The following is a 15,459-nucleotide window of genomic DNA, read 5'->3' as shown; positions in this document are numbered from 1 at the left end:
CCCGCCGACCCGAGGACAGGCAGTGACCTTCCAAGCCCCAGAAGTGAGCAAGCGGCAGAGGAACCGTGCCGCGTATGCCGCATTCACCGAGCGTATCGAACGCCTGTGCCGCACAGACCCTGGTGCCCGTGCGGCGCTGCGGGCCGGCCTGCGCCGCGACCTGGACCACCCGCGCACACGCGCCATGCACCGGCTGCTGACGCCGCGACTGCCGGAAGGGTGCGACGACAAAGCAGCGCAGGCCCACTACACAGTGGCCTCGCTGATCGCGGCCCAGCCCCGGCACGCCTTCGCGTCCGACCAGGAATTCGACGAGAACACCACAGACGAGCAAGGAGCGGTAAAGAAGCAGGCTCTTCAGGAGGACGGAGAACCGGACGAGGAGGCCGCCCCGCCCGATCCCACCCCGTATGGCTCCTCGTTCGGTGCCACTCTGGGACAAGCCGTCATCGCAAAGGGCGCCTCCATGCGGATGAGCGCAGCGGAGAGCCGCATCAACCTTCTGACGCGGCAGAGCCTGCGCGGTATCCACCTGCACCTCCCTGGTGCGGTGAACCAGGTGCGCGCCACCGATGCCACCATCGATTGGGGGCAGTTGCTGGCAGACCTCGTCGACTGGCCTTACCAGTCCGGGCGTATCAGCCGCCGCTGGCTGCAGGACTTCTACCGGATCACCGCCCGCGCCGACCTGGACTGACCCCCTCACCCACAGGAGATCCCCGATGGACCTCACACCACGCTTCATCGACATCCACGTCGTCCAACCCGTTCCTTACGCGAACCTGAACCGGGACGACACCAACTCGGTAAAGACCATGCTCTACGGCGACGCCCTGCGTACCCGTATCTCCAGCCAGTCCTGGAAGCGGGCCACCCGCGAGCACTTCCAGGACACGCTCGGTGACAACGCGCTGCGGACACGCCGTATCGGCGAGCGGGTCGCCGAGGTGCTCCGCGACCGTGGGTGGGACAAGACGCTTGCCGACCGTGCGGGTGCGCATGTTGCGGCGGGGAGCAGCATCAAGTGGGAGGTGGCCAAGGGGAAAGACAAGCAGCCCATCACGAACAAGGTCCTGACCAACGCGCTCGTCTACCTCCCCGAAGACGCTGTCGAGGAACTCGCTGATATCGCCGAAGCCCACAAGGACGCGCTCACGACCGACTTCACCGGCAAGGGAAAGAGCAAGCCCGAGAGCGCCCTGAAAGGGAAGATCGACAAGGTCCTTCTCAAGAAGAACGGCGTCATCAAACTCTTCGGCCGCATGCTCGCCGAGGTCGACCAGGCCGGTGTCGACGGTGCCGTCCAGGTTGCGCACGCCTTCACCACGCACACCACTGAGATCGAACTCGACTACTTCGCAGCCGTCGACGATGTCACCGCGGCCAAGGGCGATGAAACGGGCAGCGGCCACATGGGCACTGCCGAGTTCAGCACCGGCACCTTCTACCGGTTCGCCACCATCGATCTCAAGGAACTCATCAAGAACCTGAGCGACGACAGCCACATCGGCCTCGAGGCCGCCCGCGAGCTCGCCGGCCAGTTCCTGCTCTCCTTCATCGAGTCCCTGCCGCAGGCGAAGAAGAACTCCACCGCCCCGCACACGCTCCCGCACCTGGTCCACGTGGCGGTCCGCTCCGACCGGCCGCTGTCGTTCGCCGCAGCCTTCGAGGAACCCGTACGCTCCGCCGAACACGGCGGCTACGTCGGGCGCTCCGTGGAAGGCATCGACGCGTACGCCAAGGCCGCGAACACCCTCCTGGGCCCCGACCGCGTCCTGCACGCGGCACATGCTGCCCTCCATTTCGACAAGCTGGAGCACCTCGGCGAGCGTCACTCGTCCTTCGAAGCTCTCGTCACCGCCGCCGTCGACGTTGCTCTCGCCGAGGCCCCGCAGTGACCGAAAAGCCCGCCTGCGGGCTGCTGTTGCGCCTGGCAGGCCCACTCCAGTCCTGGGGCACGCACAGCAACTACCTGCAGCGTGACACAGCCCGATTCCCCACCCGGTCCGGCGTCGTGGGGATGCTGGCCGCAGGTCTCGGGCGGGAGCGCCAGGCGCCCGTGGACGACCTCACGGAGCTGTCGATGACGGTACGTGTCGACCGACCCGGTGTCGTGCTGTCCGACTTCCACACCGTCGGCGGTGGACTGCCCGCCGGCGAGACAGTGATCACCGTCGACGGAAAGCGCCGCACCGAAGGCAAGGGCACTCTGGTATCCAAGCGCCAGTACCTGGCCGACGCCGCCTTCACCCTCGCGCTCACCTCCGACGACGAAGAGCTGCTCCACGCGTGCGCCGCTGCCCTGCGTGACCCGCACTGGCCTCTCTTTCTCGGCCGCCGGTCCTGCCCGCCGGAAGGCCCGATCCTCCTGGGAATCGTGGAAGATCCGCTGCGCCACCTGGTACAGCTGCCCCTGGCAGCCAAGAGGCCGCGCAGCGGCCCGCAGCCGATCGAGTTCTACGGCGACAGACCGCTCGGTGTGCTCCCCGTGGACTCTGACGCCGCAGACAGGGGTGATGGTGACCACCACAGCGGCGAAGTCACCGACGAACCGGTGTCGTTTGCACCACTGGCACGCCAATACCAGCCCCGGCCGCTGTACCGGCGTGCCGTGCACCTTCCGGATGCCACGTACGAAGGCTTCGGCACTAGGTATCTGGAGAAGCTCCAGAGCTACATCGATACCCATTTCGCCAAGTCGGAGAGGAAAACCCGGTGACTTTGTGGCTGACCCGCATCGTGCCCTCACCCAGTTCTGACGATGCCCACCGGGACCTCGGCGGCAGCGACCAAGGCATCCGATTGCACCAACGCATGTTGCAGATGTTTCCCGACGGGGTTGAAGGCTCGGCCCGGGCCGCATTCGGAGTATTGTTCCGTGCCGACGAGACCCCAGGTGGACCGCAGATCCTTCTGCAGAGCCAGATGGCGCCCGACCCCTCACGCCTGCCAGACGCGTACGGCAACGTCGAAACGTGTTCCCTCGATAGCTTGTTGTCGAATCTGCACAAGGGGATAATCGCCAACTACCGCTGTGTGGCCAATCCTGTGCGCAAGCCAAGGGCCACCTCACGGGAGGCATACAAGCTCCCGCCGGTCGTGGCCTTGAGCGGCAATGCCGCAGTTGAATGGTGGGAACGCCAGTCCACCACAGCTGGATTGGAACCCTTGCACATCAACGCCCACCCGCTCGCCACGATACGCGGCCACCGAGGTCTTAACGGCCGCGCCGCAAAGCAGCGAATTCAGATTTCCCGCACACAATTCGACGGGACGGCCCGGGTCCTCGACGCCGACCTACTTCGCGAGAAGATCGCTGCGGGTATCGGGCGGGGCAAGGCATACGGATGTGGGCTGCTGACACTTGCGCCAATGCGGCAGCGGTCGTGAACATCGGACTCGAAGGACCGGATAACGCATGACCAGCCTCCCGGCCGATCCCACGCTGGTGGGGAGGACCTGGGACCGTCCGGCCATCATCCACCACCGATCGGAACACCCCCACGCTGGTGGGGAGGGCGTGAAGAACAACGGCGACCAGACCACGCGGGACGGAACACCCCCACGCTGGTGGGGAGGACGTGGGGCCGTCGGCGGTGCGGATGGCGGACAGCATGCTCCCCGCCGACGCGGGGGTGTTCCGCTGCCCGCGGGCTACTACCCAATCACCAGGACTTCCCCACGACCACGTTCTGTTGACGTCATGCAGGGCGGAAGCGTGGCGGAGTTCCGCTTCAACTTCGACAACAGCGTCGCCTCCAGCGGCGCCCACTACCGAGATCCCACCATCTACCGGCCCCGCTTCGTGTCCTTCACCCTGACAGCCAAGAGCCTCAGAGAGGCCAGGAGCAAGGTCACGTACGAGACGCAACCCAAGCAGACGCGTACACCTTGCCGAGAACAACAACGCCCCGTGGCAGGGGTGTTCACAAGCCCGTGCCCGTAGCAGGCGTCTGATGATTTCCTAGGTGGTGCCGGTCCTGCCCGCTACGGCAGGACCGGCACCACATGTCGGTCTGTCGGCGAGCGGAGGACACGAGTGCCGGTGGATGAGTCGTGGGAGAAGATCGAACGCTGGCTGGACCAGTGCGCTCCGCAAGAACAGCCTCTGCCGGGGCCGTGCACCCGCTCCGAGCTGGACGGCCTCTACAGCGCGCTCGGTGTACGGCTGCCGGAGGATGTTGAGCGATCGTTGTTACGGCACAACGGGTCGGGGCTCACCGACGTCATCCCGTCCAAGTACGCGCTCTACAGCGTCAATCAGGTTACTGAGGAGCATCTCGGAACGCTCAAGTACAAGCTGAAAAACGATCACTACGGCTGGGGCGACAGCCGCTTGATCGTGCCGATCGGCGCGCTGGGCGAGATGCAGCTCGTCGTCGACACCCAGACGGGGCGTCTGGGGTCATGGGACATCGAGGAGACCGGCTACCGCTGGTTCGAGGGCCCAGGGTGGGCATCCCTTTCGGCCGTCCTCAAAGTCACGGGAGACGCCCTGGCGTCCCCGCCCCCGTGGATCGCAGTCATGGGTGACGGTGATGAGTGGCGGGCCATCGATATGGACACCGACTTCCCGGGCACACTGGTCTGGGCCGACGTGAGGGGTTAGGCGCGTCGTTTACCCAGCAGGGCGCTGGCGTACGTCACCTGAGCGGCGATGTATCGGGCAGCCAGCATGCGCCCGGCACGCGTTTGGCCCGGAACCCAGGACGGGCACGGGCCGAACGTGCTCACGTCTGCTTCAAGAGTTAAGGCCCGGTCCTCCAGTGGGAGGCCCCTGCGGACCGCCTCCGCACCTTCACGTGGCAGAACGGTCACCGGCTTCCCGAAGGCGCGGGCGGACCTCCCGTTATTGCCGGGAGCTAACGAAGCGGTACTTGATGCGTGGGAAGGCGTGGATGCCCGCCTGACCCTCGTCGCGTAGTCAGTGGGTGAAGGGTTCTGGTCGGGGCCCGGCCTGGCTCGTTGTGGACACCCGTGTGTACGAAGGCGAGTTGACGTTTGCGGCACCCGACCATGTGGTCGTCCCGCTCACCGGCTCTTTGACCGCCCTGACCTGCCGACACCCGTCGTGTCTGGCGGGCTTGGGTGTCAGGCGAGGCGCATACCTATCGACTCGGCCTGACCGTTCTAGGCATGCTTGCCTAGAATTTGGCGGACGCACCCCAAGGCCATGCGCAGGCCACCCCACGGGCCGCACCGAACTCCGAGGCAGAGCGATGTCGACGACCCAGCAGATCCTGGACCACCGCCGCGTACAGACGGCCGTCATCGGCCACAAGAACTCCGACCACCCGGTCATCCTCCCTATGGATGCTCACGAGTTGGATCTCTGGCGCCAGGCACACCCCGCCTACAGCTACTGGTGTGGGCATCAACTCGGCGGGTGTGGAGGGGAGTTGAGTGACCGCCGTTACACCGAGAAGGTCTGCCACTTCGCCCACCACCCCAGCGCTCCCGTCTGCCACCGCACCGCCAACGGCGACTCCAGCGCGGACCACCTCTTCATCAAACGCGGCATGCGAAGGCTGCTAAGCAAGCAGAACTTACGTGGTGACGTACAGATCCGGGACCTAGGGACCGGGCCCGGCGACGCTGTTGACGTCCATCTTCCGCATACCAGCCGTATCATCCGCTTCCAGCTGAACCACTGCGACTATCCCGCCTGGCGGCGCCATGATGACGCCCTGCGTCCGCAAGGAGCCGGCGGGGTCGACTGGGTCTTCAAGACGGATGGCCCGGCCACCCGCGAACTCCTCGACCGCGATGCCTATTTCCTGCGAGTACGCCTCGAAACAGTTGGCGGGGAGCGCCGCGTCCACATCGGTACGGAGGCCCGGGACCACAGCGTCATCTGGACTCCGTTGGGCGATTGCACTCTCACGTCCACCGGGCTGTCCACGCCGCGCGCCGAAACCATCCGCACATCACGCCCGCGACTGAAGCTCCCCTCGTTCCCCCTCGCGGGTGGACTCGTCTTCAGGCCGGCTGACGAGTGCGAGGCCCTCAAGGACACGCTCTTCGCCGCCCCGGACCGCCGTCTCATCACCGCCGACGTACGGCCGATCGACAGTCCCGTGGTCCGAGCCGCACTCTCCCTTCCCGCCGACGGCGACCCCCCATCGGCCGACCACGTGTACGGTGCGCCCGACTCCACTCGGATGCTGGTCCTGGAGGACGGCCAGGGCTGGGTTGTCGAGGTGAACCGCTACCGGCGCCTCAACGCCGGGGAGGCCGAGCTGACCGGGCTTTGGACACCGCCGCGGGGAGCGCCGCCCTCACCTGTGACCGCCGAGCCCGATCCCGCCCCGGTCATGCCCGCGCACTCGACGGGCAAGGCACGCTTTCTCACCCACGCCGACATGGTCATGGAACTCCGCACGGCCCTGGCCGGCTTCGCCCGGCTGGGTGTGGCCACCACCTGGGAAGACCTTGCCTATCGCCTCGGCATTACGGCCTCGCAGCTCTCCGATGCCGAACGCCGCGATCTCCTAGTTGATGTGGACTCACCACTGTCCGATTACCTGCCGGTGCGCTCGGCCCTCGTCCTCGACGGTGACGGTCCGCTGCCCTACCTCGGCGAGATCCTGCAGCGACTCGGCGTTCCGTATGCCAAGAGCTCCACGCGCCTCCGACAGTGGGCCGCGGTCGAGCGTGAGCGTGCCTACGCGGCATTCGGTCAACCGTCCCGGGCCATGGAGCCCCGGCTAGACCTGACTCCCGCACGGCCGGTGCCGGAGAACCTCGTCAAGAAGGCGTTCAGCGGAAGCACGGCCCTTTTAACAAGGCGTGACGACCCGCGCGTTAGCGAGTTGCTCACCGCCCTTCGCCGCCTCAAACGTCATCCGGTCCAGGCCGTACGCCAACAGATCAACACGGCCGTGCACGGGGCGTCTGTCTGGCTCGGCCAGCAGCCCACCGGAGGGAAACCCGAGTGGATCAAGGCGGCTGGGCAAAGTCGTGACCATCACATCCGTGTGCTGGAACAGGCGCTGATCGCTCATCGGACGTCGACACCCACCAGTTCTGCACCCGCGGCGCAGCGGAAGCAGAAGAAGGGGCAGAATTCGAGCCTCAGAAAGCTCCAGGACGAGTTTCTGGCTCGGTTCGAGGCACAGCAAAATGCCGCGAAGGCGCAGCCGAGGACATCCGTGCCTCCCCAGTTGTCGTCTGCACCGCACAACACGACGCCGCGCCCGCTGGATCATCTCACCCGTGAGCTGATCCGCGTCGCGGCTCAGGGACAGACCATCTCCATGGCAGAACTGGAGGACAGCGGGATCACCCCCGCCGGCCTGCGCAAGTGGCTGGCCCGGATCGACCGCGGGCTTACTGCTGATACGCCGATGCTGTCTGCCCTGGTAACCACGCAGGCGGGTGGCCCAGTCCCATTCTTCCGGGCAGTCCTCACGCAACTCGGGCTGGCCGTGCCGCAGACAGACGAGGCTCTGATGGTCATCTGGCACCGAGAGCAGGAGCGAGCGCATGCGGCGTATGCGAACCATCCCCGTGAACTGCCGCCGCGCCTTGTCCCATTGGTTGGGTAGGCCGTTCCTACGGGTACGCCCTCGACCAACGCGAAGTCCTGCAAGGACGTGAACAACTTGTCCCCGGACCCGCGGTACCGGACCTGGCCGACGCGGCGTTCGACGATGTCGAGGCGGGAACCGCCGAGGTCTTCGCCGATCGGTGGAGCCGGGACGTCCAGTCCCGGCTGCCGCTCGCTCCGAAGGAGCAACGCCGCGATGGACCGAGCCTTGGCAGCGCTCACAGCAGCCTGAGGGCTCCGGGCCCCACCGATGTCGGCCGGTTGCTGAGTGAAGGTGTCGTCGACGCCGCAGGGGTGTTAGCAGTACTCATTCGTCGTCGCGCCATACTCGTCGGCGAGGACGGAGCCGAGTGCACCGGTGAGGTAGCGATACGCCCTGCCCCGGTCGGCTCCGGGTTCAGGGGACCCGTGATTCCGGTTGCTCCCGCCAACGCGCTGCCCACGCCATCAGAAACGCCGGGGACCGGCGTAGCGCGCCAGGCCGTAGCCGAGATTCAACGACCCCTCGTGGTAGGGGCGTCCTTCACTCGAGCTGGGGCGGGACAGGTAGGCAATGCCGTTTTAGAGGTCGTTTCATCCTGTTGTTTCATCCCGAGATGCGGCTTTGATGTGCTGGTGACGGGTCGCGCCAGGAGATGGTGTTCTCGCCGGTGAGGCGGCGGGCCATGAGGTCGGTCATGGCAAGGTGAATCAGGGCTTCGGAGCGATGCGGGTGGGTCTCGTAGTCGCGGGCCAGGCGGCGGTGGAGCATCAGCCACCCATAGGTCCGCTCGACCGCCCAGCGTTTGGGGATCGGCGTGAAGCCCCGGCTTCCGGGGCGGCGTTGGACGACTTCGAGATCGATGCCGAGAGTGGCGGCATGCTCGATGAAGTGCTTGCGATAGCCGCCGTCGACCCACACCTTGCGCAGGCCCGGGTGGTCGGCAGCGGTCTGCTCGAGGAGGGTGCGGCCGGCCGTGGAGTCCTGGACGCTGGCCGCGGTGACCAGCACGGCCAGCAGCAGGCCGAGGGTGTCGGTGATGATGCTGCGTTTGCGGCCCACTATCTTCTTGCCCGCGTCTATGCCCTGGCTCCTGGCGGGGACACTGGTGGAGGTCTTCACGCTCTGCGCGTCGATAACACAGGCGGACGGGGTGGCTTCACGGCCTTCCTGTTGGCGCACCAACTCCCGCAGCAGACCATTGAGCTGGGCGAAGACACCATCCTTTTGCCACCTGGCGAAGTAGCCGTAGACACTCTGATGCGGCGGGAAGTCGTGCGGGAGGTAGGCCCACTGACAGCCAGTGCGGTCCACGTACAGAATTGCGTTCATGATCTCGCGCAGGTCATGCCTCGGCGGCCGGCCGAAGCCCAGGGACCGGCCGCGGCGTTCGAAACGCCAGGCGGACAGCACCGGCTCAAGTAACTCCCAGCGGGCATCGGACAGATCACTTGGATACGCGCGGCGTTCGCTCATGCTCTGGATGTATCGCGTGGAGTCGAGTGCGCCCAGGCGTGTGTTCCGAGCAAGGGAAGCGGCAAATCGGCGGAACTTCCTGACCTGCTCGAATGCGACTGTCTCCGAGTGGGAGACCACCTGGGAGGCATGGGGGCCTCGGTCGGATCCATCCTGCGGGGACCCCACTCAGGCGTGGTCCCCGTGTCCTTGGCGGTGCGGTTGTTTGCGGAGCCCAGTCATCAGCGGCGGAACACTGATCATGGCGCTGATGCCGAGGGTGAGCCAGTAGATGTGTCCTTGGCCGTTTCGGTGCAGCAGCAGGAACAAGGTGCCGCCGCAGAGTGTGCCCAGGGCTTCGCCGACGGTCCAGCAGACCTGGCGAAGATTGAACACCTCCAGGCGGGATCCAATCGAGAGCCCGGCGAAGGCTGTACTGACCGTGGAATGGAAGAACGGTTCGGCGAGAGTGAACAGAGCGATGGCGATGACGATGGCGGGTGCGGATGGCATGCCGGAACCGAGCACCAGCATCGCGCCGCCGAAGCCCAAAGACGCCACGCTTACGAAGACGAACGAAGGCACACCGCGGCCCATCAGGTGAGCCATCACCGTGGTGGCGGGGGACTGCAGCACCACAACGCCGACCGCGGGAGCGGCGAACAGCGCCGCGCGCATCGCGCCGGAGGCGATTTCGTCGGCGAGCAGAAGCACCAGCGCGGATGAGAGTTGGGCGTACAGGAAGGTGCCGACCAACGTTGCGACCACGGTTGCTCTCGCGGTCGCCTCCCGAAGGCTCTTGTTTAGCGTCGTCCGGCTGATCGGCCATCGGGTTGTGCCGCCTGGCATACGCAGGACGGGACTCACCCCGCAGAGCAGCGATGCGCCAGCCAGCAGATAGCAGCCTGCGGTGACGGAGAACAATAGCCTCGCGTCGCCCTCGCGGTAGGTGGCCATGGCGAGGAACGGTCCGATCGAGGCTGCGATGTTGATCGCGATCATCAGGGTGGAGTAGAGGCGCTGCCTGCCGATGTCGTCGGCGACGGTCTCGGCGACCAGCACACGGGACAACAAAGAGTGCACACTCATCCCGGATCCGGCCGCGAACAGCAGCACCAGTGCGGTCACGGAACCGTCGGCGTAGGGCAGGAGACCGAACCCCGTCGCGGCCAGCACCGTGCCTGCGATCATCGTCGGTAGATACCGCCGCCGCGACAGCCAGCGGCTGACCAGTAGCGCCCCTAATCCAGCCGAGGCCGTGTAACAGAACAATCCGGGGCCAGCCGCGCCGGTCGCCTGCTGGCTGAGCACCAGCACCAGCACTGGCATCACCGTGTACAGGCCCAGTGAGACGAGTAGATGGTGCGCGGACAACACCAGCGTGAGCTGTCCGCGGGACGGCAGTCCTGGGACCTCGGGCCGGGGCAAGCGCGAATCTTGGAAGGGGTCGGCCGGCTCTGCGGCGGAATCAGTTCCGGAATCACTCGTATCGGAATGAGCGCAGGCGTGGTGAAGAAAGGAGTCTTCGGACACTACGGCGGTCTCCCATGGAGGGAAGCGCCCACCGCGAACGAAGTACGTCAGCCGGTGGGCGAAGCGAAGTGGTCAGCGTCTGGCGCGCACACCAAGGTGCACCGCAGACATGCGGCGTTCACGAGCGACGCCTCCAACACTTCGCCGGGATGACCACCCGGCTCCTTCAGCCATTCTCACCTCTGGCCCCGGCCCTCCGCAACGACGCAATGGACGTTCACACAGAGCGGCCCCCTCAAAGGGGCGGTTCCGTACAGTCCGTCACTTCGTGAAGCGCATTTCGCCCGGTCCCCTGGGCACGGCACAGAAACGGGCTTCTTGGGATGAGACAGGCCCATGACGTCTCCAGCCTCAGCATTCACCCCGCTCAGCACACACGAACCGACTAACCCGCCAGCCTCTTCACCACCACACCGTCAGCCGGAGCAAACATCTCTATATCAGGGTCTTCGGGATGGAAACGACCTCTTAGGTCTCGTCTGCTTCCCGCCACTCCAGGAAGCCGTCATTGTCTGTGCAGGGGTACCACTGGCCCCACATATCAAAGCGGGCGGCATGCAGAGCGTTGCCGGCTGCTTGCATGAGATGAGTCAGCGTCAGGAATACCGGGTTGTCATCGAAGGATCCGCCGGAGTCGACGTCGAACATGCCGATCTTGCCAAGGGTCTCATCCTCGACCTGGCTGATGAACAAGAGGTTGCCGCTCTCGTCATAACAGACAGGAATCCACTTCGGGTTCCAGACCAGATGTTCACCTGGCAAGGGGTTGGGGAACTGATGGGGGCGTTCCTGGTGCTGTTCTCTCAGCTGCCGTGTGCGGCGTTCATCGGCTGCCACCATCTGCCGGTATTCGTACTCGATCTGCCGAGCGGTGGCGAATCGGTAGAAAATGGGCAGGATCAGCTCTCCTGACCCATCGTGTCGCAGGAGCGACTCTCGTAGTCCGTCCGGGCAAGGCATGCCCAACTGCCGCTCGAGGGCGGCCAGATCATCGTGGCTGGCTGGCTCGGGAAGTGACGCATATGTTGCGGGAGCCTGACTCCGTAGCCACTTCTCGATCCCGTACCAGGCGTCATTGATCGTCATGGCACACCTAGCGCTCAGTGTTCGATGCCCAGTCTCGGGGATGGCTGCTGTGGTGTGAACACGAGGCGATATTCCTCAAGGCCGGTGATGGGATATTGGTTTCCCATCAGTTCACGGAATCGGGTCGATGCAGTTTCTCCCCCCTTTCGCCAGACCTGAAGCGAATAACTCGAATCTGGCTCTAGATCGAGAGTCAGCTCAGGGCCGTCGATGTTCAGAAGAGTGATGTCACCACTCCGGCTGAGGAAAGGCCAAGTGCCCAGAAGCTCAAACTCGGAATGACTGTCATCGACGGCCGGTGAGTGCCGAACGGTCATGGTTACCACCGCCTCATGTGATGAGGCATTACTGATGATTAGGGCAGTGCCTTTATCAACCTGCACCGGTTCACCTGCCATCGGAAGGTCGACCCAGTAAAGATCACCATCCTCTCCTGGCCTTCGTGATTGGTCCAGGCCGAAGATCGATCGGTCGATCGTTACGGTGCCGGAGACTTTCCGTTCTTCGTTTTCAAGCACGCGAACCTCCCATGTCGGCCCAAGGGTATTGAAAATCTTCTACTCGATACGCGGCTGGGCGAGGACTTGTTTGGCCCTCGCCCAGAAGTCAACCAGCGTCGATTGCCGACTAAGGGCTTGCAGATCATTAACACGTCGTCTTGATCTTGTCGTGGGGCTCGCCGGTTTGGGCGTGGACTCGAGCCTGGAGGGCAGCGAGGAGGACGGGTGGCCTCGTCGCGGGTGGGATGGCGATGCCGTGTCCCTGGAACAGTTTCCTGTTCTTCAGGAGGGTGCGGTGCATCGCGGTCCGGCTGCTGCCGAACAGTACGGCGAGAGGTTCCGCGGCAAGGGCGACCCGCAGATGGAGCACGGTGGCGAGGACCTGTTCGGGAAAGGCGAGCCTGGGCGGACGGCCGCGCCGGGTATCGCCGCCTCGGGCCACAGTTGCTGTGAGGGCGTCCAGTTGTTGCCGGGACATGCCGGTCAGGGTGGGATCGGACAGCAGGGCCTGGTCCCACTGCGGGGCCGGAGCCTGCGGGGCCCGGGCCATCGGGACGGCCGGACGGGGCTGCGGGTGCAGTGCATAGTTCCAGTCGCCGTGGAAGGCGTGCCGGGTCAGCGGCAGTGCCGCCATCTCTGCGTCATGGACTCGGACTCCGGTGGGGTAGGTGTTGGTGTCGAGTGCGGCGCTCACGCGAAGTCCGGTGCGGGTGGTGGTCGCGGCGATGGACTGGACGATGACTTCGTGGCTGGTCAGTGGGCGGCCGCGCCAGTTCATGGTGATGTGTGAGAAGAGCCGGTGCTCGATCTTGTTCCACTTCGAAGTGCTGGGCGGCAGGTGGCACACGGTGATGGTCAGCCCGGTTTCGGCGGCGAGCTGGGCCAGTTCGAGTTTCCAGGCCCGGGTGCGGTAGCCGTTGGAGCCGCCTGCGTCAGCGGTGATCAGCAGTCGTGCCGCATGTGGGTAGGCAGCCTTGCCCTGGCCGTGCCACCAGCGGCGGATCGACTCCACGGCGAACGCGGCGGTGTCGTGATCGGTGCCGACGTTGACCCAGCCGGTGTTCGCCGCCAGATCGTAGATGCCGTAGGGGACGGCCTTGCCCAGCTGCGGGTCGGCGAAGTCATGCACGTTCACCGGCACCGGCTCACCTGCCGGCCGCCACTGTCGGCCGTTGTTCTTGAACTCGCCGACGAGTTCCTTCTTCTTGGTGTCCACGCTGATGACCGGCTGGCCGGTGTCCCGGTGCTCGCGGGCCTGCTCGTTGAGATAGCGGAACTGGGCATCCCGATCCGGGTGCTGGCTGCCTTCGATGGTCTTGGCGTTGGCCTGCAGGCTGAAGCCTTCCTCCCTCAGCAGCCCGGCGACGGTGTCGGCACTGACGCGGTGCCCGGCCCGTGTCAGCTCCCGCGCAAGCGTGCGCGTGGACTTCACCGTCCACCGCAACGGCGACATCGGGTCACCTCGCACATCCGGCTCAATCAGCGCCAACAGCGCCGGCCGCAGCCCCGGATCCAGATCCGCAGCCCGCTTGCGGCCTCCGCCCGGGCGACGCACCCGCCCCAGAGGCTCCTCACCCGCCTCGAGTTCGAACACGCCCTTGCGGACCGTCGTCTCGCTGACCGCGGCGGCCTGCGCGACGGCCCGGACGCCGCCGTGCCCCAGCACCCGGGCCTCCACAGCCATCAGCAGCCGTCGCTGCCGCTCGTCCAGATGCGGGAGGAACACCGCGAACTTCACGGCGAGTTGGTCACGAGTCTCATCCGGGATGCGCATACCACGCCAACGAGCCACAGGACGGGAAGCAACACCTTGATTCCCCGCAAGGCCTTAGGTTCGCGTTCCCGCGAAACCAACTCACCCGGAGTTCGCTGAAACTGCGAAGCGAGACGGGGCCTCCAGGGTTAGCTTGACCGGGAGATGTTTCAAACCGTTGACGACGATGGAGCCGAGCCGTGTGGGAGGCGCTGCCAATTCAATGGATGCCACGGAATTAGCCAGTTCAGAGAACAGGATCTTGAGTTCAGTTCTTGCCAACAAGGCGCCGATGCAGTGGTGCTCTCCAGTCCCCAGAGCTATGTGAGGGTTGGGTCTGCGGCCGATGTCGAAAAAATCGGGGGAGTTGAATACCCGTTCATCGCGATTGGCTGATGGGTTCCACAGGGTGACCCGATCTCCTTTTTGAATGGTTTTACCGTGCAGAACCACTGATCGAGTCGCGGTGCGCATGATGTGAGTGGCGCTCGAGGTCCATCGAAGTACTTCTTCCGTGGCGGACGGGAGCAGGGCGGGATCGGCCCGAAGCCTGTTCCATTGATCCGGGTGGTCAAAAAACGCTTGCATTCCCCCGGAAGCAGCGAGTCGTACATTTTCAGTTCCGCCCACGAAGAGATTGTCACAGTTCAGCAGGATGTCCTCCTCGCTGAGCGGGACGCCGTCAATTTTTGCCTCTAGCAGAGCACTGACCAGGTCCTCGCCAGGCGATTGTCTGCGTTCAAGCATGAGGCTGATGAAGTAGTTCACTATTTCTTGGTGCGCGATACTGCGTCCTCGACTGTCGCGCGCTGTGAATGCCTGCCGGGCGAGCGTGAAGAGGAACTCGCGCTCACTGTGGGGAACGTCCATCAACTGGCAGATGGCGTAGAGGGGGAGGCGAGCAGCGATATCGGTGACGAAGTCACAAGAATCTTGCTGAGCTGCATGTGCAATCACACTGCGTACAGCCGAGCGCATCGACGATTCCAGGTCGCGGACGGAACGCTTCTGAAACCAGCTCCCTACCAAAGATCGAATTTGACGGTGACGCAGTGAGTCGGTTAGTGCGAGAGTGCGTCCACTTCCGGGGTCGGGTCCGTCAGGCAGCGGGCGGAGAAGAATTCCTTGTGCCGAGCTGAAGGTGCTGGCGTCTCGATAGACGGCTTTGACGTCCTCGTAGCGAGTGAGTGCCCAGAATCCGGGAAAGGTAGATTCTGGGTGCCAGTGGGCCGGATCTTGATCTCGGAGAATCCGCCAGAGGGCAAATGGATCCCCGTTTTCATACAAGTCTGGATCGACGAGATTGATCTCGTCGAGACGCAAATCAGCAGCGAGCGCCGACGCGCTTGTCGTCATGGCTGGGACCGTTCGTATGAGGTAGAAGTGAGCGAAGCATGAACTCGAACCGGCGCTTCAGCAGGAGTCGTGGAGCGGTGGTGCGGCGCGGATTTGCCAGGCGTGGGGAGGTGCGCTGCTCTACGAGCAGCGCACCTCCCCACGCTGACCGCGGGTGACGTTCGGCAGTCGGAGGCCATAACGATTGCGCCGTCATGTATACGGGGGTGCTGCTCCGTTCCGGCCGGGTTGCGCCTGTACGCCAGAC

The 15,459-nt window shown here is 64.9% G+C and carries 12 protein-coding genes; 6 read left to right on the top strand and 6 right to left on the bottom strand.

Annotation, left to right across the window (positions count from 1 at the left end; all coding sequences use genetic code 11):
• The first annotated feature begins 22 nt into the window (after window positions 1-22).
• From casB to ABZ833_RS04250, 6 genes are all read left to right on the top strand, one after another.
• Window positions 23-697 (top strand): type I-E CRISPR-associated protein Cse2/CasB, encoded by a 675-nt coding sequence (gene casB, locus ABZ833_RS04275; protein ID WP_361040745.1) that lies wholly within the window; start codon window positions 23-25, stop codon window positions 695-697.
• 25 nt (window positions 698-722) lie between these two features.
• Window positions 723-1,898, top strand: coding sequence for a type I-E CRISPR-associated protein Cas7/Cse4/CasC (gene cas7e, locus ABZ833_RS04270; protein ID WP_361040743.1), 1,176 nt, complete (start codon window positions 723-725; stop codon window positions 1,896-1,898).
• A complete protein-coding gene (gene cas5e, locus ABZ833_RS04265) occupies window positions 1,895-2,719 on the top strand; it encodes a type I-E CRISPR-associated protein Cas5/CasD (RefSeq protein WP_361040741.1) in 825 nt (274 codons plus the stop codon). Before cas7e ends, cas5e begins: the two co-directional genes overlap by 4 nt.
• Window positions 2,716-3,390, top strand: a complete 675-nt coding sequence (cas6e, locus tag ABZ833_RS04260; RefSeq protein WP_361040739.1) for a type I-E CRISPR-associated protein Cas6/Cse3/CasE — start codon at window positions 2,716-2,718, stop codon at window positions 3,388-3,390. The genes cas5e and cas6e overlap by 4 nt, the downstream gene beginning before the upstream one ends.
• Before the next feature lie 649 nt (window positions 3,391-4,039).
• Complete coding sequence (locus ABZ833_RS04255; RefSeq protein ID WP_361040737.1) at window positions 4,040-4,609, top strand: SMI1/KNR4 family protein; 570 nt, start codon at window positions 4,040-4,042, stop codon at window positions 4,607-4,609.
• A 610-nt stretch (window positions 4,610-5,219) separates the two neighbouring features.
• Window positions 5,220-7,547 (top strand): hypothetical protein, encoded by a 2,328-nt coding sequence (locus ABZ833_RS04250; RefSeq protein WP_361040735.1) that lies wholly within the window; start codon window positions 5,220-5,222, stop codon window positions 7,545-7,547.
• Window positions 7,548-8,135: 588 nt separating this feature from the next.
• Here the strand turns inward: ABZ833_RS04250 and ABZ833_RS04245 are convergent.
• The 6 genes from ABZ833_RS04245 to ABZ833_RS04220 all read right to left on the bottom strand — a co-directional run bounded on the left by ABZ833_RS04245 (window position 8,136) and on the right by ABZ833_RS04220 (window position 15,212).
• The gene (locus ABZ833_RS04245; RefSeq protein WP_361040733.1) at window positions 8,136-9,005 is read right to left on the bottom strand and encodes an IS5 family transposase; all 870 of its coding nucleotides are present in this window, start codon (window positions 9,003-9,005) and stop codon (window positions 8,136-8,138) included.
• 168 nt (window positions 9,006-9,173) lie between these two features.
• The gene (locus tag ABZ833_RS04240; RefSeq protein ID WP_361040731.1) at window positions 9,174-10,517 is read right to left on the bottom strand and encodes an MFS transporter; all 1,344 of its coding nucleotides are present in this window, start codon (window positions 10,515-10,517) and stop codon (window positions 9,174-9,176) included.
• A gap of 468 nt (window positions 10,518-10,985) precedes the next feature.
• The gene (locus ABZ833_RS04235; protein WP_361040728.1) at window positions 10,986-11,603 is read right to left on the bottom strand and encodes an SMI1/KNR4 family protein; all 618 of its coding nucleotides are present in this window, start codon (window positions 11,601-11,603) and stop codon (window positions 10,986-10,988) included.
• Window positions 11,604-11,617: 14 nt separating this feature from the next.
• Window positions 11,618-12,121, bottom strand: coding sequence for a Haze protective factor 1 (locus ABZ833_RS04230; protein WP_361040726.1), 504 nt, complete (start codon window positions 12,119-12,121; stop codon window positions 11,618-11,620).
• A 127-nt stretch (window positions 12,122-12,248) separates the two neighbouring features.
• Complete coding sequence (locus ABZ833_RS04225) at window positions 12,249-13,877, bottom strand: ISAzo13 family transposase (RefSeq protein ID WP_361040723.1); 1,629 nt, start codon at window positions 13,875-13,877, stop codon at window positions 12,249-12,251.
• A gap of 81 nt (window positions 13,878-13,958) precedes the next feature.
• A complete protein-coding gene (locus tag ABZ833_RS04220; RefSeq protein WP_361040720.1) occupies window positions 13,959-15,212 on the bottom strand; it encodes a cytochrome P450 in 1,254 nt (417 codons plus the stop codon).
• Window positions 15,213-15,459: the final 247 nt, after the last annotated feature.

Origin of the sequence: Streptomyces sp. NPDC047525, assembly GCF_040643025.1 — a bacterium.
In the GTDB taxonomy this organism is placed as follows: domain Bacteria; phylum Actinomycetota; class Actinomycetes; order Streptomycetales; family Streptomycetaceae; genus Streptomyces; species Streptomyces durmitorensis.
This window is presented reverse-complemented; position numbering and strand designations above follow the sequence as displayed.